Source organism: Armatimonadota bacterium (assembly GCA_029907255.1).
GTDB lineage: Bacteria > Armatimonadota > UBA5829 > DTJY01 > DTJY01 > JAIMAU01.
This window is the reverse complement of record JARYMF010000015.1, coordinates 32,325-50,469: the sequence shown is the minus strand read 5'-3', so window position 1 is coordinate 50,469 and position 18,145 is coordinate 32,325. Positions and strand designations below refer to the sequence as shown.

Sequence of the window (18,145 nt, the reverse complement as noted above, 5' to 3'; positions counted from 1 at the left end):
ATGGCTTGGTTGTTGCTTCACTATCAGCCAACAACATTGTTTTCGCTTAAATCAAGCATCGCCACCAGCACTGTTGGTCGTTCACTTGTCATTCCAACACCATATGCTATCAAAATGGCTTTTGTTGATGCTGCTTTCAGAGCTGGTTGGGAAGAAAGCAAATGCAGGCAGTTGGTAGAAGATTTGGCAAAAGTTTGGGTGCGCATAAAGCCTGCTGTTGAATCAGTTGTTACTCAGACGATTCAAAAGATACGGCAAGAAGGCAAAGACCGGGAAAGTGAGAACCCATATATTTCTTCTATAGCGTACCGGGAAGTAGTATATGTCCAGGGGCATTGGATATGGGCTCTTAACCTACAGGACAATAGCGAACTAGCTAACGATATATTATGCCTAGCTCCCTTTGTTCATTATATAGGGAAACGTGGCTCAATGTTGCAGTTTGTTCAGTCTGAGTGGGCCGAGAGCCTCGGTTCAGAGTTCACCTTGCCTGTAACTGAAAGCCTTGGAGAGAAGCTAGCCGAACGATCGCGTATTATTCCGCTTGATGACTTTGGCCCTAAAGCCAAATTTGAGTATCTTAATTCATATGAACAAAAATTCAAGCCAAAGCTTGGAGAACATAGAATTCGCGTAGATACGCTCGTTCCTGTAACTATCTCGAATTGTGGCCCGGGATTTGTCCAGTATTCTGCCCAATTCGCTCAATAAAATAAAGCTGATAAGTCTAAAAAATAAAGTCTGTTCAAGATGTCCATACTCACCATCTTCGAATTTGGGGTCTTTCTTGGGAAGCATTCCGAAAGGCTGGTCATACGGAAAGGCGGCGAGACCATCGAGGAGCATCCGCTTATCAACCTCGAGCAGGTCCTCGTCGCCTGCCCGGGCGTTTCCATATCGTGCGACCTCATCTATGAATGCTGTGAGCGCGGCATACCTATCACTCTACTTACCTATTCCGGCAAACCATACGCAAAGGTCGTCTCTCCCGACCTTACCGCTACTATCATTACGCGCCGAGAGCAAATTGCCGCGCTAAACGATTCGCGCAGTGTCGAATTGGCAAAGGCATTTGCTTATGGAAAACTGGTAAACCAAGCGAACTTGCTTCGGTATTTTGCCAAATATCGCAAGCAGACTGATTCTGCCGGGTTTAAAGCTATTTCTAAATGTGCCAACCAGATCATTAAACTCAGAGACGAGCTGTCGAATGTCTATGCGGAAAATGCTGACGGCGCACGCGAGACCATTCTAAACCTAGAAGGCAGGGCGGGCGCCGCGTATTGGGAAGGAGTAAAGCTAATCCTGGGCGATAGGGCGGTTTTCACCAAACGTAAACATCGAGGAGCCGCCGACGCCGTGAATGCTATGCTAAACTACGGCTATGGAATAATCTATAGCCAGGTATGGTCGGCAATTACATTGGCGGGCTTAGAGCCGTTTGCCGGATTCATTCACGCTGACAGGCCAGGCAAGCCGAGCCTAGTCTTGGACATGGTGGAGGAGTTTCGCCAGCCAATTGTAGACCAGCCGCTTATTGCCGCAATCAGAAAAGGCTTCAAAATTGAAATGGAAGCCGCCGACGATGATGAAGATGCCCGACTTTCCGATGCCTCGAGAAGGGAAATCGCAAAGCGCATTCTAGCGCGCTTGGAGGACAAGGTTAGCTACGAAGGCAAAAAGTGGGAGCTGAAAAGCGTAATTCAGTTGCAGTGCCGACGCGTCGCTTCCTACCTTCGGGGTGAACGCGACTACAAGCCCTTCATCTCGAAATGGTAAAAGGAAACCCATTGCTTGGTGTCGAAAATAACAAACAAGCTATAAATAGGAGACATCTAGAACGATTCCAGAACTAAATGATGAAGGAAAACTGCTCAGATGTGAGAGACATTGGCTAGTAATAAGGTTCCATGGCCACAAGAACAGCCTAAATGAATGTGATAAAAAGGGATGGGCGGTGTCTTAGCCGAAATGCCTACGGAATCACAAGGCGATGCCGGTCTTGATGCATTGTTTGATAAAGAAATATGGACGGATGAAGAAATTAAGTCCGCCAAATGCCTAATATCCTTCTTGAAGGAGCTGTTGGAATCCATTGATATCCTTGGCGGGTACAAGTCCAAGGGCTGTGGCAGTGTGAAAATAACAGTAAAGTAGATTTAACGAGGTCTGCGCATAATGCAAACCCTAGTCATTTACGATGTGCCGAGCAATAAACTGCGAAACAAAATCGCTGACGTGTGCCTCGACTACGCACTCGAGCGAATCCAGCTGTCTGCGTTTCTCGGCGACATGACCGCCAATAGATGCGAAGAGCTCCTGCTGAAAATAAAGCGCCATATGGGCAATAAAGAGGGAAATGTGCAAATCTTCCCTGTCTGCGAGAAATGCCTGAAGCACCGCAAACAGCTTATAAATAAAAAAGATGACGACAGCCTGCCAAAATCAAAAACTCGCAGGGCAAAATCCAATGAATGAATTGGTTGCGCAAGAAAATACACAAAGCCAGTTCTTGGTGCGGGTAAGCGATATAAAGCAGTGGCTGTATTGCCCAAGGGTAGTCTACTTCACCTATGTAATGCCGGTGCGCAGAAAGGTAACAACAAAAATGAAGGTCGGCTTGGATAAACACGAGGTTATTTCTGCGCTCGAGCGTCGCCGAAAACTGCGCGAATACGGCATAATCGAAGGGAAGCGATTGTTCCATGTGGCGCTCAAATCTCAAAAGCTGGGCTTAACAGGAGTATTAGACCTCCTTCTAATAGCAGGCTCGGATTACTATCCTGTAGATTTCAAAGATACAACCCGCGGAGTATTCGCCAATCATAAGTATCAGCTTGCTGGTTATGCCTTGCTGATTGAAAGCGAATACTCCTGCCGGGTGCAAAAGGGGTTTATATATCAAATTCCCGACAACAAGGTATACTCAATAGCAATTAATGAAGAGCTGAAGGCAGAAGTTTGCCGGGTAGTGCGCGAAATTCGGGAGATGATAGCTAAGGAAACAATGCCGCAGCCGCCAGCACAAAAAGGCAAGTGCATTGACTGCGAATTTTTAAATTTCTGTGGCGATAGGTTTTAAAAGCCATTTTCGAAGATGGGTATATCTGCACGAAAACCCAGTGTATCTTCGAAAAATAGGAAATTAAGGAGGCATGCAAGCGGTTTTAACTACTAAATGTTAATGATATATTCAATGTATAGACACCCTTTGTTGGAAAAGTTGACAAGGGTTTCATTATTTGATGTATTTCCGGATAGCGGGACTAAAAATTTTTGGCGTCCAACGGCCGAATTTTCGAAGATAGAGGGCAAAAATTGACTGAAAAACGATTTGCGAAAATGCGAAATCGAAGGGTTTGCATGGTTTTAGGGCGCTCAAATGCCTTGAATTTGGTATTTTATTGTGGTAAAATGCAGTAAGCGGTCGGGTTGCAGACTATTCCTCAGTAAGTAGAGGACTGAAAGGCGGTGGCTCCAAGGATGCACCAGCCAGATCCTCAGCAGGTTGCAGACTATTCCTCAGTAAGTAGAGGACTGAAAGAAAGCATGCTAGCTAGAAGCATCGCCACCTCAAATCTCGAGTTGCAGACTATTCCTCAGTAAGTAGAGGACTGAAAGCAACAGCACTCCCTGCTCAACTGCCTCCTTGCCGCCGGTTGCAGACTATTCCTCAGTAAGTAGAGGACTGAAAGTCCTTAATGCTGTTTTCCTGCAGGCTGTTCTTTGTTGCTGTTGCAGACTATTCCTCAGTAAGTAGAGGACTGAAAGACCTGAAAGTCGTCACTGAGGACGACTTGAAAAAAAATTGTTGCAGACTATTCCTCAGTAAGTAGAGGACTGAAAGCGGATATGGGAATTAGAAACTTTTTCGGATATGGGAATTAGTTGCAGACTATTCCTCAGTAAGTAGAGGACTGAAAGCGCAATTAGGAGCTTACAGCTAATCTTCGTGGCATTCAGTTGCAGACTATTCCTCAGTAAGTAGAGGACTGAAAGCACAGGGTTCATCAGGATGAGCCTTAACATGCTCCAAGTTGCAGACTATTCCTCAGTAAGTAGAGGACTGAAAGACACGCGCGGTATAACTTACACGTTATACCGCCTTATTGAGTTGCAGACTATTCCTCAGTAAGTAGAGGACTGAAAGCGATGCTTTTTTGACGATGTCAAGCCTGATGAATGGGTTGCAGACTATTCCTCAGTAAGTAGAGGACTGAAAGACTGATGTTTTGGGCACGCTTGAGCGTCTTAAACGGTTGTTGCAGACTATTCCTCAGTAAGTAGAGGACTGAAAGTACTCGAAAACGAATTTTGCAACACGCCCAGCAGCTACTGTTGCAGACTATTCCTCAGTAAGTAGAGGACTGAAAGCTATTTTAATCGTCCGGCCGGGTCGAATATCATTACGTTGCAGACTATTCCTCAGTAAGTAGAGGACTGAAAGTACACTTTGTACAAGCTTGAGGATGGCCGCTTGCTTTTAGTTGCAGACTATTCCTCAGTAAGTAGAGGACTGAAAGAACCAATCACTCGCCTGCAAAGCGAGCAGATTCTTAAGTTGCAGACTATTCCTCAGTAAGTAGAGGACTGAAAGTTGAGGAGCCTAAAGCAAATCCAGGTTGCCCAAAGCAGTTGCAGACTATTCCTCAGTAAGTAGAGGACTGAAAGTCCAATTGCCCTTGTTGTCCGCCGTATAGTTTTCATGTTGCAGACTATTCCTCAGTAAGTAGAGGACTGAAAGTTCACATGGAGTAGCAGCCTTCCGTCGGCTAAGCGATAGTTGCAGACTATTCCTCAGTAAGTAGAGGACTGAAAGATTCGACCAAACATTCTAAATACTAAATCTTAACTTGATAAGTTGCAGACTATTCCTCAGTAAGTAGAGGACTGAAAGAACGAAGATTCGAATTCAGTCAGCCATTCCCGCGCGCATTGTTGCAGACTATTCCTGAGTAAGTAGAGGACTGAAAGGGAAAGCGAGAAGTAGCCCGTGGACTGCATTATGCCGTGTTGCAGACTATTCCTCAGTAAGTAGAGGACTGAAAGGCTTGATATGTTTTGCCACCAATCACTACCTCGACAGGTTGCAGACTATTCCTCAGTAAGTAGAGGACTGAAAGACACACAAAAAAACATGAGAGGGGGGTGAAAAAAGTGTTGCAGACTATTCCTCAGTAAGTAGAGGACTGAAAGTAACCGGATGAACGTTGAGCGGCCAAGTGTGATATATAGTTGCAGACTATTCCTCAGTAAGTAGAGGACTGAAAGCTTACTCCAGTCATGAACATGCAGCAAGAGCCTTCCGTGTTGCAGACTATTCCTCAGTAAGTAGAGGACTGAAAGTCGGTATTCTTGCGGACAAACCGCGGGCTTAAGCCGAGTTGCAGACTATTCCTCAGTAAGTAGAGGACTGAAAGGGCGATTAGTTCGTCTGGGCGCTCATTACGGAGATTGTTGCAGACTATTCCTCAGTAAGTAGAGGACTGAAAGTTACGAAGTAAGGATGTGAGGGTCTAGTCTTTGGCAGCGCCCAAGTTGCAGACTATTCCTCAGTAAGTAGAGGACTGAAAGGTTTCTATCGTGCCGACACTTACAATAAATTCTTCCCAAGTTGCAGACTATTCCTCAGTAAGTAGAGGACTGAAAGGTTTCTACCGTGCCAACATTTATAATAAGTTCATCATGTTGCAGACTATTCCTCAGTAAGTAGAGGACTGAAAGACCTTGACCTGCATTTGCGCAGCCCAAACAACGATGTTGCAGACTATTCCTCAGTAAGTAGAGGACTGAAAGGTGGTATAACCTATACATTATATCGCTTGGTTGACGGAGTTGCAGACTATTCCTCAGTAAGTAGAGGACTGAAAGAATGTGCCAAGCGCAAGTTAGTTAGCTATAGCCATCTTTGTTGCAGACTATTCCTCAGTAAGTAGAGGACTGAAAGCCCAACGATTTTGATCAACCTTCTTCATTCTTTTTGTTGCAGACTATTCCTCAGTAAGTAGAGGACTGAAAGGTCTCTATCGTGCCTACATTTATAACAAACTCCTCACAAGGTTGCAGACTATTCCTCAGTAAGTAGAGGACTGAAAGGCGAGAGTGGTCGTCCGACGGCAATATGTATGCTCATATTAGTTGCAGACTATTCCTCAGTAAGTAGAGGACTGAAAGTCTGTAAGCTCGTTCAGAAGACTACCGCGAATTTCGTTGGTTGCAGACTATTCCTCAGTAAGTAGAGGACTGAAAGTTTTTTTAATATTGGGGCGGCGAATGCCGCCCCAGGTTGTTGCAGACTATTCCTCAGTAAGTAGAGGACTGAAAGAATTTCTTTCGCCAATAGTTTGTAATCTTCTCTTAGATGTTGCAGACTATTCCTCAGTAAGTAGAGGACTGAAAGCCCAGCAGCTCAAGCTCGTCGTCGGAGAAGACAAATTTGTTGCAGACTATTCCTCAGTAAGTAGAGGACTGAAAGGTCTCTATCGTGCCTACATTTATAACAAACTCCTCACAAGGTTGCAGACTATTCCTCAGTAAGTAGAGGACTGAAAGGCGAGAGTGGTCGTCCGACGGCAATATGTATGCTCATATTAGTTGCAGACTATTCCTCAGTAAGTAGAGGACTGAAAGTCTGTAAGCTCGTTCAGAAGACTACCGCGAATTTCGTTGGTTGCAGACTATTCCTCAGTAAGTAGAGGACTGAAAGTTACGAAGTAAGGATGTGAGGGTCTAGTCTTTGGCAGCGCCCAAGTTGCAGACTATTCCTCAGTAAGTAGAGGATTTAAAAGTAGTATTTCCATAACCATTCTTTATCGAAAAGCGTAACCAGTTGCAGTGCCGACGCGTCGTTTCCTTCCTTCGAGGCGAACGCGACTACAAGCCCTTCATCTAGAAATGGAAAAAGGAAACCAATTGCTTGGTGTCAAATCATAAAGAAAACCCTTTTTATTCTAAATATGCTACGCTTCTTTTCGTAAGCCTGTCGCAAGCAAGGAGGAAATATGAAAAAAGAGTTGAGGGTTACATTACAAGCAGTAACTCCATTGCTGCTAGCGGGAGCCGAGCCACAGAGTCCAGAACTGCGGCCTCCAAGTTTCCGCGGTGCATTTCGCTACTGGCTACGAGCAGCCCTGGGCGGGGTAATTGGCGATGGGGATATTGATGGTTTGCAAAAAATTGAAAGTGCAGTCTTTGGAAGTACGGAGTGCGCATCACCAATAAGCCTTAAAACTTATTGCACCTCTAATAAACTTAACTTTCAGGATACTACGATACTTCCGCATATAGAAAGGAAAGCAGTGGGTTCAAGAAAGGCATTTAAAGCTGGAGAAAATTTCGATTTGTCTATGTTCACCGGCAAAGACAATGACCGTATATGGAACGCGGCGTGTTCTGCACTTAGGTTGGCTCTTACTTTTGGAGGTATAGGACTGCGTTCTAGGAGAGGATATGGAACGCTATGCATCTGTGAATCGAGCGACAGAGAGTTGGTCCCAACTTTTCCTGAATCATTTTGCGGTTGGGAAAAATACGTAAAAGAAACGGTAGAGTTCGCGGTCAAATCTGTTAAATGCCTTTGCGAGAGTGCAGGAAAGAACATTCTTCCAGATCCGCCAAATGGACCAACCAAATATCCATGTGCAAATAAGATGTCACTGATTCAGCTATGCGATTTAAAAGCGAAAACTGCAATGGATGCTGTAAAACAGTTTATGAAAAATGTGCCAAAGGATCCTGCATTCGGTGGTATTAGATCTCGCCAAGCTTCTCGCCAAGCTTCCCCCCTGTGGGTTAGGCCAATAAAAACAAATAAAGATGAATACGGCTTGCTTTTCTGCGTCCTTGCTTCTTCGTTTAAAGGGGCTAATTACGACAAAATTAGCAATTTCTTGAATGAAAAATTTCAAGGCAAGGTTGTGAAGGTAAAGGGGTGGAACTCATGAGCGATGCAATAATCATATTTACGTTCAGTCCGGTCCAGCAGTTCATAGCGGAAGCAAGGCGCTTGGCAGATTTATTCACGGGTAGCAAAATACTTGTGGAGTTGGCAAGGGCAGCTGGAAGAGCAATTGGGGAAGATAGGCTAATCTATCCGCAAAAACTCGATGCTGACGTTCCAAATAAGCTCGTGGCAGTTGTGCCTTGGGAAAAAGCAAAGGGAATAGCAGAGAAGGCTCATAAAGCCCTTTTGAATGAATGGATGAAGATTGCGGACGAGGCAAAGAAAAAGTTAGAGTCAATAGAACCAAAGCCTGATGATGAATGGAATAAAATATGGGAGCGACAAATCAACAATTTATGGGAAGTCTACTGGGCAGCGGCTTCGCTGGAGAATCGCTCGTATAAAGATGCCTTTAACGAAGCCTCAAGAGTATTGGATGCTGTAAAGCGTACTCGGCACTTTAACGCTGCCGGGAAGGACGGATCCGGGGAGGACGGATTGAAAGATACGTTGAGTGGGCGTCGGTCTGCATTGCGTATAAAATCTGACAATGCCTTGTCATATTGGAAGAAGATTAGTAGTAAGTTTGTTCCAGCCAAACTTAGGCCTGATGGACGAGAGCGGCTTGATGCAATTGGCGCCGTCAAACGCTTTTGCAAAATTGCTGAAACGTCTTTCCCTTCCACTTCAACTGTTGCCGCAGCTGATTTCTTGGAGCTTATACGGCAACATCGTGAAAATCTTGCTGATTATCGGGCGGCAGTAGAAAAATTGCTTAAGGAACATCTATATACCGTCCTGGATAGCGATGAAGATTGGCCATATGATGGTGACCTGCTATATATGGAGACCCTAGCTGAAGGTCGTCTTAGGGATAGTTATGGAGTAAGTGAGCTCGATAAAAAGGAACTTTCGGAAGCTCAGAAAAAGCTTTCGGAGATTTATGGAAAGGTAGGCTGTTATCCGTCGCCATACTATGCCATTATAATGCTCGATGGTGACAAAATGGGTGAGCGTATTGATAAACTTCTTGAGACCGAAAATCCTGAGGAAGAGCACAAGAAGTTTAGCGGGCGACTTGCAGAATTCGCTGCCTCTGTGCCCGATTTGATTGAGAATAAGAAGTGGCTTGTATACAACGGCGGGGATGATGTATTGCTGTTGTGCCCATTATCAAAAGCTATTCACCTTGCAAATAAACTTGCCCAGAAATTTAGCGAAACCGTGGGAGAGGTAACGGCATCTGCAGGAATTGCAATTGTGCACCACCTTTATCCACTAGACGCTTCTTTGAGCGCAGCACGAAGGGCTGAAGCAGAAGCAAAAAGACTCCGCGGGAAAAATGCTGTTTGTCTCCATATTTTGAAGCGCAGCGGTGAAGAAGTCCGCATAGGCAGCAAATGGGATGGTTTGGAAGAGAGGTTCAATTTAATCGTATCTTGCTTTAAGGAAAAAAAACTTGCTTCTAAGTTTGCTTACGATGTGCTCGATGAGGCTCGGATTGTTACAGGATTAGAAAATAAAGATGCATGTTTAGCGTGCATCAAGCGTCTTATAAAACGCCACAAGTCCGATATGCTTTCACAGGAAGAGGAAGATAGCCTATTAAGCAAAATGGATGAATGGATAGATGCTCTAGACGAAATCACTCCTAAGGAAAACAATAAGCCACAAGGCTTTGCCGAACTTGGGCGATGGTTGGTCTTCGCGCAATTTATCGCGCAGGGAGGTGTAGAATAATGCATCTTTTCCTAGAACCTGTTGATGTTTGGCTGTTTCGCGACGGGAGGTCATTTGATGCTGGCAGCGACCACCGCGCAGTGAGTTTCTTTCCTCCATACCCGACGGTTATGCAGGGCGCAATACGCTCACACTATTTAGTGATAAAAAATGTCAATTTAAAAGATGCTAAAGCTATTTCTGATATAGTCGGCACGGTGGATTGTTATAAGGATCTAAGAATGCGAGGCCCATTTCTTGCAAAGAAAGAGGATAATGGAAAGATTGTGCGGTACCTACCGGTTCCAGCCGACATTTTCCCCGCAGAAGATGGTGTGCAGTCCCTTAGCCCTTGCAAAATTCCTGATGGCATAATTGCAAGCAACGTAACACCTAACCTTCTTCTACCAACCGGGAAGCCTAAAAAGGTAGAGACTGGAAATTGGCTGCCTGAGTACGATTTGAAGCAATGCTTGGAAGGAAAAAAGGTTAAACCCGTTGCAGACCATGATTTATTTGTTAGGGAGTCGCGAATTGGCATTGACATAAACGATTACACTCGTACAACTGAGCAAGGAAAGCTATATGAGGTAGAGTTTATCCGTCCCCAAGAAGGGGTAGGCCTTTTGGTCGAGGTCTCGGGCTACAGAGACTGGCCAGATAATGGCATCATGCGCATTGGCGGAGAGGGCAGAGGTGCATTCTTTACTAAAGTGGATGATGTATGCTGGTGCAGTCCTCCAAATCCTTTGCCAGGACTATTCAAAATCTACTTCGCATCTCCAACTTACTTTAATGCTGGATGGAAGCCCAACGACTGGAGTCAATTTTTCGAGGGAGATGTTGAGCTTAAAGCGGCAGCGGTAAATCGCTATGAGAGCGTCGGTGGATATGACTGGGCAAATAATGCCCACAAGCCTGCCCGACGATATGTTCCTGCCGGGAGTGTTTACTACTTTGAGTCTAAAGGAGAAGCAAGGTTGAAAACCGACTTAATTCAAGGAGCAATCACAGACTTTGGCGCCGAAATAGGTTTCGGCCAAATTATTGTAAAGGAGTGGAACAATGTTTGAAGCAGCAAGCTTGTTATTTATCTATGTTGAAACCCCACTGCACGCTGGCAGTGGTAGAAGTCTAGGCGCTGTAGATTTACCTATACAAAGAGAACGTACAACGGATTATCCAATAATCCAGGCAAGCAGCATCAAAGGCCGCCTCCGCGATGAGTGCAAGAATAAAAGTGGACTGAGTAACGAAGAACATCTTGCTATATTCGGCCCGGAGACCGGGAACGCTTCAGATCATGCAGGCGCACTTTCAGTAGGCGATGCGCGCATTTTGCTTTTCCCTGTTCGCTCGCTGGCTGGGGTGTTCGCATGGACAACCAGTATTAATGCCTTAGCCCGCTTTTTGCGTGATGCAAGTGCGGTAGGGGTTAAATTGAATTTGGAGCTTCCAGAAGAACCCAACCCTGATAGTGCTTTGGTGGCGGGTGATGAGCTCAAAGCTGGTGACCGTATAGTTCTTGAGGAGTTCAGTTTTGAACCGGTTAATAATGGAACGGTTAATGAAATCGGCAAATGGCTCGAAAGCAACGCCCTACCTGAAGGCAACGAATACAAGTATTGGCGCGAAAGCTTGCCAAAGAAGCTCTGCATTTTGCCGGAGGATGCTTTTCGTGATTTTGTAAAGTATGCCACCGAAGTGCAGACGCATATAAAGCTCGATGATAATACGAAAACAGTAGCGAAAAATGCCCTTTGGACTTCGGAGAGTCTCCCTACAGATTCTCTGCTTTACGCTCCTCTAATGGCAACAAAATCTCGTAGGGAAAGCATAGGACTTAGTGGTAAAGACGTTCTCCAAAAGCTTGCTGAACTAAAAATCACACGCACCAGATTGGGTGGCGACGAGACTACCGGACAGGGAGTGGTAGCGCTAAGGTTCTATCAGCCTTCAGGAGGTGACCAGAAATGAGCAGACAGCGATCTTTGGAACAGGAGCGTGCAAAAGGGGCTTGGAGCAAAGTAAAAGAAGTTGCGAAAGATCGTGATATTGCTGAGGAATATGCCCAATTGGCAAAAAGCGCTCCTGCTGATATCCAGTCGAATGGTCTTGGCCAAACTCTCGCGTTCTGGAGGGCGAAAAAGGGTGGTCATCACAAGAAACTTGGGGAACACGTCTCCGAGTGGGTAATGAACCAGATGAACCAGCCCGGAAAGGATTTGCTTGACTGGATTGTGAACGAAGCCACCACAAATGATTACCGCCGTGCAACTGCCGAGGCAATTGCATTTCTAAATTGGGTTAAGCGTTTTGCTACAGCTGAATTGGGAGGTGAATAATGGGCAATAATATCTGTATCCCAATCCCAAAGCAGAGCGTTGATGCTTACAAAAAACATAAGGACAAACAGTATCAAAACCCGGGGCTTATATTCGACCGTTTCATCCGGTATTTAGGAACGGAATCGAAAGACGAAAAGTCATCCCGCGGCAATAAAAAGGAGGAGCTTGAAAAGGTTCGCGAGGCTGCCGAGAAGATTGATGATGAATTGCTAAAAGCTTGGAATGCGCGTTGGGAAGCCTCAGTGCGTTCTGCTGGAGCTGTTTCGTTCGAAATGAAAACCCACTGGCGTTTTGTGACAGGCTTGGGGCGAAAAGGTCCTTTGGAAATCGGCTTTACTTTCCACAGATATGGCTTCCCAATTCTACCTGGGAGTAGTGTTAAGGGCATCGCCCGAGCATATGCTTCTCAGTTTGAAGGCAAGAATGAAAATGATGAGGATTTCCGAACCATATTCGGCTGTGCTCCGCAAGGCGGGGAGGACGAAACTGACGCACTTTGTGGTGGGGCAATCTTCTTTGATGCAATCCCTTCACGCGAGCCTAAATTGGATATTGATATCATGAACCCGCATTTTCCTGAGTACTACCAGGGAAAAAAGGCGCCAACCGATTGTCAGAATCCGGTTCCGATATATTTTCTTACAGTCGCGCCTGGGACGGAGTTCCGCTTTGCCGTCGGTTGGCGAGGAACGCTGGATGAAAAAACAGAGAAGCTCCTAAACAAAGCCGTGGAGTGGCTTAAATGCGGGTTAATGGAGCTTGGCGCCGGTGCGAAAACCAGCGCTGGCTATGGCTATTTCATTGAAACCCATCCTACTCAGGACGCTTCGAAGAGTACTGCTGCCGCTTCTGCACAGAGAACCCCAGCGGAATCTGATGAAAACGCTCTCGTAGAAAGAATCCTCAATATCTCGCTCCCGCAAATAAAGAGCACAATAAAAAACTATTTCGATAAGTGGGACCGACTCCCAGATGGTCCTGGGAAATTAAAGGTGGCAAGAGCTTTGAAAGACCAAATGGAAAAAGCTAGCATATTAAAAGATAAGAAGTGGTCTGGTAAAGACTGGGTGCTCAAGGTGCGAGAATACCTTGAAGCACATGAGAACTCAGAGGACGTGGGATAAAAATGAAAACATTAGTTGAACTTGTTGGCGAACAGCCGACTCCAAATCTGATTGTTGTGAAATATCTTCAACCTCGTGAAGTTATTCTTATAGTTACAGAAAATAAAGCTGTAAAAGAGGTTGCAGAAAGGCTGGAAAAAGTAATAAAAGAAAATTCAAAGGGGGCAAATAGTCCGTGCCTAAAATTTCTTGAAATGCCAGATGCCTATAATATCCCGGATATTCTCCAAAAATTGGAAGCCTATATTAAAGATAATAAAATTAACAAGGAAAACCTAATTTTCAATATTACCGGCGGAACAAAACCTATGTCTATTGCCGCTTGGTCTCTTGCGGGTAAGCTAGGCATTGAATGCGTATATCTTCAAAGCGAGGGTGGCAAAAGCCTACTGCATACCTGTCGTTTCCCAGAAGGTAAACTTCAGCCGGTGCAAGAAAGCCCACGTGAGATTCCCTCAAAAATAACTCTTGATGAGTACATTAAGTCACATTTTGGAGATTATACAGCAAAAGAGCCAGAAAACCCGGCTGAGATAAGTATCGTCAATGCTCTTGCAGAGAATGTATGCGAGTTGATGACAAGTATAAGGCCAAAGACTCATAATGTGGAAATCGATCTAATGTTTAGATATGGTAACCAGGTTGGGATTGCAGAGGTAAAAACTGGTGGGAAAGCAAGGGGAAAGGATCCCATCGACCAGTTAAGTACCCTATCCGATACGCGCTTATCAGGCGCTTATATAAAGAAATTTCTTTTCCTAAGCGAAGAACAAGAAGAGAATAACAAAAGGCTTGCGGAAAACCTCCGCATTAAAACGGTGGTGCTAAAAAGCTTGGCACAGGAAGGCTCCAATGAACTGTCAGAAGACGACAAGCAGCTGTTAATAAACGAAGTGACTAGTACCTTCCACAGGGGTGACGCATGATTATTTTAAATTTCTCTCACCCGCTCACAAGCGAACATCTTGCCCAAATCGAAAAGCTGACGGGGCGAAAGATTAATAAGGTGATGGATATTGAAAGTCATATAAACACTTCACTGCCGCTCCATCCGCAGATAGTTTCTATCATAGACAGCATCCCGCTGACGCCAACAGAGTGGCAAACGGAGCAATTGCTAATCAATCCGCCGTCGCTCAACTACAGCGCGGTTGTGCTGACAGCCGAACTGCACGGCCGAATGGGCTATTTCCCGACAATCTTGCGCTTGCGGCCCGTTCCAAACGCAACTCCGACGGTTTTCGAAGTAGCGGAGGTTCTCAATTTGAACGAAGTTAGAAACACAGCTCGCTCTAGAAGCATGCATATTGGTGAATCTACATGCAAACCCTAGTCATTTACGATATGCCGAGCAAGTTATAGACTATTCCTCAGTAAGTAGAGGACTGAAAGTCATACCTTGCTCATCTCTTATTTTTACTGCAAATGCGCCGGCAAGAATAAGAGAAACCTCACCTTGCGTTGACACCTCATTTTGTTGGATGCTACACTGAGACATCTCCAAGATTTTACTTAGGCTTTTGGAAAATGAGTGGTTTTCTATGCGAGCCTTGCGTAATTACTGTTTGAGTTTGCTCTTTCTGTTTATAGGTTCCGCGGTCATGACTGCGTCGGTGCCTTCGCGGTCAGTTGAGATACGCGGCGTGTGGATGGATAGAAAGAGCATCCCCAAGACCGAGAAGGGCATTCGCGAGTTAATCCGAAGCTATGCGAAAGCTGGCATTAATATTGTCTATCCCGAAGTTATTTTTAATGGCTACTCTGCTTATCCAAGCTCATATCTCACACAAATGGATTTGTGGGACGGCATAGATATGCTTGGCATTTTGATTGACGAGGCTCACAAATGTGGAATTGAGGTGCATCCTTGGGTTTGGGTATTCAGAGTTGGCAACATAAACGACATGGGAGGAATATTAAAGCGCCATCCTGATTGGGCCGCGGTGAATAAAGAAGGAAAGATTCTATCCGAAAGAGGAGGTTATTGGCTGTGCCCCTCGCATCCTGCTGTCCGCCGGCTGCTTATGCGAGCAATCACGGAGCTAGCGGTGAAGTATCCAGTTGATGGAATCCAGCTCGACTACATTCGGTTTGAATACCAAGAACCAGTGCCAACTTGCTACTGCGACCGCTGTCGAAGAAAGTTTATGGAAGAACATGGTATTGACCCAATGAAAATAGAGGACTTCACCAATCAGGCAGTTATCTGGCATATGTGGCGCGAAAACCTTGTGAATACTTTTGTTCGCGATGTAAGCTGTGAATTAAGAAAGACCAGGCAGAATCTCAAAGTTTCGGCGGCGGTTTTCCCCGACGCAAAAGGAGCACGTTTGAGCGTGCTTCAAGATTGGCTGCATTGGGCTGTGAATGGGTGGGTAGACTTCTTGGCACCCATGAGCTACACCCGCGGTGCAGTGGATTTTCAGAGGACCGTATCCAAAGCGGTGGAGTCAGTAGGCTTCTTTTCGTTTCTTGCGCCGGGCATTGGGCTCTTTTTTCTTGATAGGAATCCTGAAAAAATGATTGAACAGATAAGCATATCTAGAGATTCCGGAGTTGCTGGAGTAAGCCTCTTTGCATCGGCGTATCTTGACGAAAAGCATTTGAAAGCACTGGCTGTTGGGCCATTTAGGAAAAAGGCTGGGCTTCCGTTTCGTGCTTCATTGGAACAAGTTAAGCGCATCATGTCGGAAGTAAAAAGGAAGCTTAAAGCAACGGCTTCCTCCGATGTGCTGAAGGAGGCTTCGCATGAGCTTGGGCTTGCAAAGCAGATAACCGATAATGCGTTGTTCTGGAGTAAAGCTCCTGAGTATGTAGAACCCAAGCCGCCAGATATATTTGTTCCAGATTTTGTTATACCGATTCCGTCTATTGAAGCTCTAAGGGCGTCGGAAGCGCCGACAATTGATGGGAAGTTGGATGATTCAGTTTGGCGCTCGGCGGCAAAAGCTAAGATAGAATATACTTTATTAGGCAAGGAAGCTACCCAGCCTACGATAGTAATGTTGACGTACGACACTAATAATTTGTATGTAGCTTTTCAGTGTTTCGAGCCAAAGTTAAACGTAGTGCGCACGAAAGCAAAAGAGCGAGATGGACTGGTATTCCAAGACGACTCGGTGGAAATCTTCATTGGGTTGAATTCAAAAGATTATTTTCACTTTGTGGTGAATGCCGAAGGAATTTGCTACGATGCAAAAGGTTATGATGCGTCATGGAACGCTGATTGGAGTGCCGCGGCAGGAAGAGAAAGCAATGGCTGGATTGTTGAGGTATCGGTTCCATTTAGTTCATTGGGCAAAACGCCGGTTAGCGGCGAATCGTGGCGGGCAAACTTTTGCCGCAATCGCGTGCTTGTATACAGCGAAGTTGAAACTACTTGTTGGTCGCCGACATATGGTTCGCTCCATACTCCGAAGCGATTCGGAGAAATTCGATTTCAACAGTAGATTGGCTTATAGTGCCTGCCTTATATAGGCGGGTTGGAAAATGTAGGAGAGGAATATGGAAAGGCTGAAGGTTTCTGCCCCAGGGCGGATATGTTTGTTCGGAGAACATCAGGATTTCTTGGGACTGCCGGTAATAGCGGCTGCCATTAACCTTAGAATATGGATTGAAGGCAGAGCGCGGAATGATTCAACTCTCAGCATAGACATGCCTGATATTGGCCAGCACGACTGCATCGAACTTGATAGCGAAATAATCTACAAACACAAAAGGGATTACCTTAGATCATGCGTCAATGTTCTTCGCCGCAAGGGATGGAGTCTCAAGCACGGCTATGATTGCACGGTCTATGGCACCATTCCAATTAATGCTGGTGTTTCAAGCTCGTCTGCGCTGGTAATTGCTTGGCTTAAATTCCTTATTGAGGCAGCGGGTTTGGGCAACAAATTTTCGCCTGAGGACCTAGCGCGGCTTGGCCATCAGGCGGAGGTCCTCGAATTTGGCGAGCCCGGCGGGATGATGGACCACTTTGCCGCCGCTTTGGGAGGAGTCATATATGTTGACTGCAAGCCGCCATTTCGCGCGGAGCGGTTGCCGGTGCAGTTGAGCGGTTTTGTGTTGGCAGATTCGCTTCAAAAGAAGGAAACCCTTGGCGTCTTGGCTGGTTCAAAAACCGATGTGATAGATGGAATCGCCAAACTGAAAGAATTGCATCCAAATTTTGACCTCCACAAGACTCCATTGAGCGAGGTTGAAAGCTTAATTGGTCTTCTCCCTGAATCTTCGGCACTTAAGGTGAAGGCGAACTTAATCAATCGAGACATAACAGTTAAGGCGATTAAGCTATTGCAAGGAGAATTCGAACCAAGGAAGCTGGGCGAACTGCTGACAAGGCATCACGAACAATTAAGGGATGGCATTCGTGTTTCAACGCCTAAGATAGACTGCATGCTTCAGGAGGCATTGGAAGCTGGGGCTCTTGGTGGAAAAATAAACGGCTCAGGTGGCGGAGGATGCATGTTTGTGTATGCTCCGGGTCATGAGAGGGAAGCAGCCGAGGCACTAGAAATGGCTGGCGGCAAGGCATATATGATAACTATAGACCAGGGTGCACGAGTAGAGAAAGCATCAGGATAATAAGCTTCGAAGGGGGCATAAACGAAATAATAGTGTTCTAACTAAAATTGAATCTAAAATGTTCTGTTTGAGATTCTCCTTCGGCGGGAAAGTAGAGTCTGAGAATAATTCCTTCGAAGGAGGTGTCGCTATGGTTTCAATTGCTGCTGTAGCGGAATATCTTGAGGGACTCGACTTTCCTGCCACGAAGCAGGAGCTTATTGATTATGCCGAGGACCGCCATGCGCCACCAGAAGTATTAGACATGCTTTATGAAATGCCTGAACCGCCGGATGGTTTTTATTATAGCATGGCAAGTGTATGGGATGCCCTCAGTGAAATAATGTAATAGCCTCCCTGCTTCCCCTTTGCGAAAATACACGCTGGTTTCTATGCAAGCCAGCGTGCTTTAGGTATTTTAGCTAATTATTTTTGTTATCAGCAGGATT

Annotated in this window: 16 protein-coding genes and 1 CRISPR repeat array; all 16 genes read left to right on the top strand. The window is 45.6% G+C overall.

All coding sequences use genetic code 11. From position 1 onward, the window contains the following. A complete protein-coding gene (locus QHH26_12115) occupies nt 1-711 on the top strand; it encodes a hypothetical protein (GenBank protein MDH7482701.1) in 711 nt (236 codons plus the stop codon). A 39-nt stretch (nt 712-750) separates the two neighbouring features. Continuing rightward, nucleotides 751-1,779 (top strand): CRISPR-associated endonuclease Cas1, encoded by a 1,029-nt coding sequence (cas1, locus tag QHH26_12110; protein MDH7482700.1) that lies wholly within the window; start codon nt 751-753, stop codon nt 1,777-1,779. Nucleotides 1,780-1,971: 192 nt separating this feature from the next. Further along, a complete protein-coding gene (locus tag QHH26_12105; protein ID MDH7482699.1) occupies nt 1,972-2,157 on the top strand; it encodes a hypothetical protein in 186 nt (61 codons plus the stop codon). Nucleotides 2,158-2,178: 21 nt separating this feature from the next. Next, complete coding sequence (gene cas2 / locus QHH26_12100) at nt 2,179-2,478, top strand: CRISPR-associated endonuclease Cas2 (GenBank protein ID MDH7482698.1); 300 nt, start codon at nt 2,179-2,181, stop codon at nt 2,476-2,478. Continuing rightward, on the top strand, nt 2,471-3,082 hold the full coding sequence (gene cas4, locus QHH26_12095) for a CRISPR-associated protein Cas4 (protein ID MDH7482697.1): 612 nt from the start codon (nt 2,471-2,473) through the stop codon (nt 3,080-3,082). Before cas2 ends, cas4 begins: the two co-directional genes overlap by 8 nt. A gap of 349 nt (nt 3,083-3,431) precedes the next feature. Beyond that, a CRISPR array of direct repeats spans nt 3,432-6,787; the repeat unit is 37 nt; unit sequence GTTGCAGACTATTCCTCAGTAAGTAGAGGACTGAAAG. 214 nt (nt 6,788-7,001) lie between these two features. Further along, entirely contained in the window at nt 7,002-7,943 is a 942-nt protein-coding gene (gene cmr1 / locus QHH26_12090; protein ID MDH7482696.1) for a type III-B CRISPR module RAMP protein Cmr1, read from the top strand. Then, the gene (cas10, locus tag QHH26_12085; protein MDH7482695.1) at nt 7,940-9,682 is read left to right on the top strand and encodes a type III-B CRISPR-associated protein Cas10/Cmr2; all 1,743 of its coding nucleotides are present in this window, start codon (nt 7,940-7,942) and stop codon (nt 9,680-9,682) included. The genes cmr1 and cas10 overlap by 4 nt, the downstream gene beginning before the upstream one ends. Next, a complete protein-coding gene (gene cmr3 / locus QHH26_12080; GenBank protein ID MDH7482694.1) occupies nt 9,682-10,734 on the top strand; it encodes a type III-B CRISPR module-associated protein Cmr3 in 1,053 nt (350 codons plus the stop codon). Before cas10 ends, cmr3 begins: the two co-directional genes overlap by 1 nt. Next, nucleotides 10,727-11,638, top strand: coding sequence for a type III-B CRISPR module RAMP protein Cmr4 (cmr4, locus tag QHH26_12075; GenBank protein MDH7482693.1), 912 nt, complete (start codon nt 10,727-10,729; stop codon nt 11,636-11,638). Before cmr3 ends, cmr4 begins: the two co-directional genes overlap by 8 nt. Continuing rightward, complete coding sequence (gene cmr5 / locus QHH26_12070; GenBank protein ID MDH7482692.1) at nt 11,635-12,006, top strand: type III-B CRISPR module-associated protein Cmr5; 372 nt, start codon at nt 11,635-11,637, stop codon at nt 12,004-12,006. The genes cmr4 and cmr5 overlap by 4 nt, the downstream gene beginning before the upstream one ends. Then, nucleotides 12,006-13,133, top strand: coding sequence for a type III-B CRISPR module RAMP protein Cmr6 (gene cmr6 / locus QHH26_12065; GenBank protein ID MDH7482691.1), 1,128 nt, complete (start codon nt 12,006-12,008; stop codon nt 13,131-13,133). Before cmr5 ends, cmr6 begins: the two co-directional genes overlap by 1 nt. A gap of 2 nt (nt 13,134-13,135) precedes the next feature. Continuing rightward, complete coding sequence (locus QHH26_12060; protein ID MDH7482690.1) at nt 13,136-14,059, top strand: DUF1887 family CARF protein; 924 nt, start codon at nt 13,136-13,138, stop codon at nt 14,057-14,059. After that, nucleotides 14,056-14,466, top strand: a complete 411-nt coding sequence (gene csx15 / locus QHH26_12055; GenBank protein MDH7482689.1) for a CRISPR-associated protein Csx15 — start codon at nt 14,056-14,058, stop codon at nt 14,464-14,466. Before QHH26_12060 ends, csx15 begins: the two co-directional genes overlap by 4 nt. A gap of 268 nt (nt 14,467-14,734) precedes the next feature. Continuing rightward, nucleotides 14,735-16,582 (top strand): family 10 glycosylhydrolase, encoded by a 1,848-nt coding sequence (locus tag QHH26_12050; GenBank protein ID MDH7482688.1) that lies wholly within the window; start codon nt 14,735-14,737, stop codon nt 16,580-16,582. Between the two features lie 55 nt (nt 16,583-16,637). After that, complete coding sequence (locus QHH26_12045) at nt 16,638-17,717, top strand: galactokinase family protein (GenBank protein ID MDH7482687.1); 1,080 nt, start codon at nt 16,638-16,640, stop codon at nt 17,715-17,717. Between the two features lie 130 nt (nt 17,718-17,847). Then, entirely contained in the window at nt 17,848-18,045 is a 198-nt protein-coding gene (locus QHH26_12040; GenBank protein MDH7482686.1) for a DUF2795 domain-containing protein, read from the top strand. The last annotated feature ends 100 nt before the right edge of the window (nt 18,046-18,145 follow it).

Bases quoted from the DNA above. Each gene is read 5' to 3' on its own strand.
- QHH26_12115 (MDH7482701.1), top strand. From the start codon at position 1: ATGGCTTGGTTGTTGCTTCACTATCAGCCAACAACATTGTTTTCGCTT.
- cas1 (MDH7482700.1), top strand. From the start codon at position 751: ATGTCCATACTCACCATCTTCGAATTTGGGGTCTTTCTTGGGAAGCAT.
- QHH26_12105 (MDH7482699.1), top strand. From the start codon at position 1,972: ATGCCTACGGAATCACAAGGCGATGCCGGTCTTGATGCATTGTTTGAT.
- cas2 (MDH7482698.1), top strand. From the start codon at position 2,179: ATGCAAACCCTAGTCATTTACGATGTGCCGAGCAATAAACTGCGAAAC.
- cas4 (MDH7482697.1), top strand. From the start codon at position 2,471: ATGAATGAATTGGTTGCGCAAGAAAATACACAAAGCCAGTTCTTGGTG.
- cmr1 (MDH7482696.1), top strand. From the start codon at position 7,002: ATGAAAAAAGAGTTGAGGGTTACATTACAAGCAGTAACTCCATTGCTG.
- cas10 (MDH7482695.1), top strand. From the start codon at position 7,940: ATGAGCGATGCAATAATCATATTTACGTTCAGTCCGGTCCAGCAGTTC.
- cmr3 (MDH7482694.1), top strand. From the start codon at position 9,682: ATGCATCTTTTCCTAGAACCTGTTGATGTTTGGCTGTTTCGCGACGGG.
- cmr4 (MDH7482693.1), top strand. From the start codon at position 10,727: ATGTTTGAAGCAGCAAGCTTGTTATTTATCTATGTTGAAACCCCACTG.
- cmr5 (MDH7482692.1), top strand. From the start codon at position 11,635: ATGAGCAGACAGCGATCTTTGGAACAGGAGCGTGCAAAAGGGGCTTGG.
- cmr6 (MDH7482691.1), top strand. From the start codon at position 12,006: ATGGGCAATAATATCTGTATCCCAATCCCAAAGCAGAGCGTTGATGCT.
- QHH26_12060 (MDH7482690.1), top strand. From the start codon at position 13,136: ATGAAAACATTAGTTGAACTTGTTGGCGAACAGCCGACTCCAAATCTG.
- csx15 (MDH7482689.1), top strand. From the start codon at position 14,056: ATGATTATTTTAAATTTCTCTCACCCGCTCACAAGCGAACATCTTGCC.
- QHH26_12050 (MDH7482688.1), top strand. From the start codon at position 14,735: ATGACTGCGTCGGTGCCTTCGCGGTCAGTTGAGATACGCGGCGTGTGG.
- QHH26_12045 (MDH7482687.1), top strand. From the start codon at position 16,638: ATGGAAAGGCTGAAGGTTTCTGCCCCAGGGCGGATATGTTTGTTCGGA.
- QHH26_12040 (MDH7482686.1), top strand. From the start codon at position 17,848: ATGGTTTCAATTGCTGCTGTAGCGGAATATCTTGAGGGACTCGACTTT.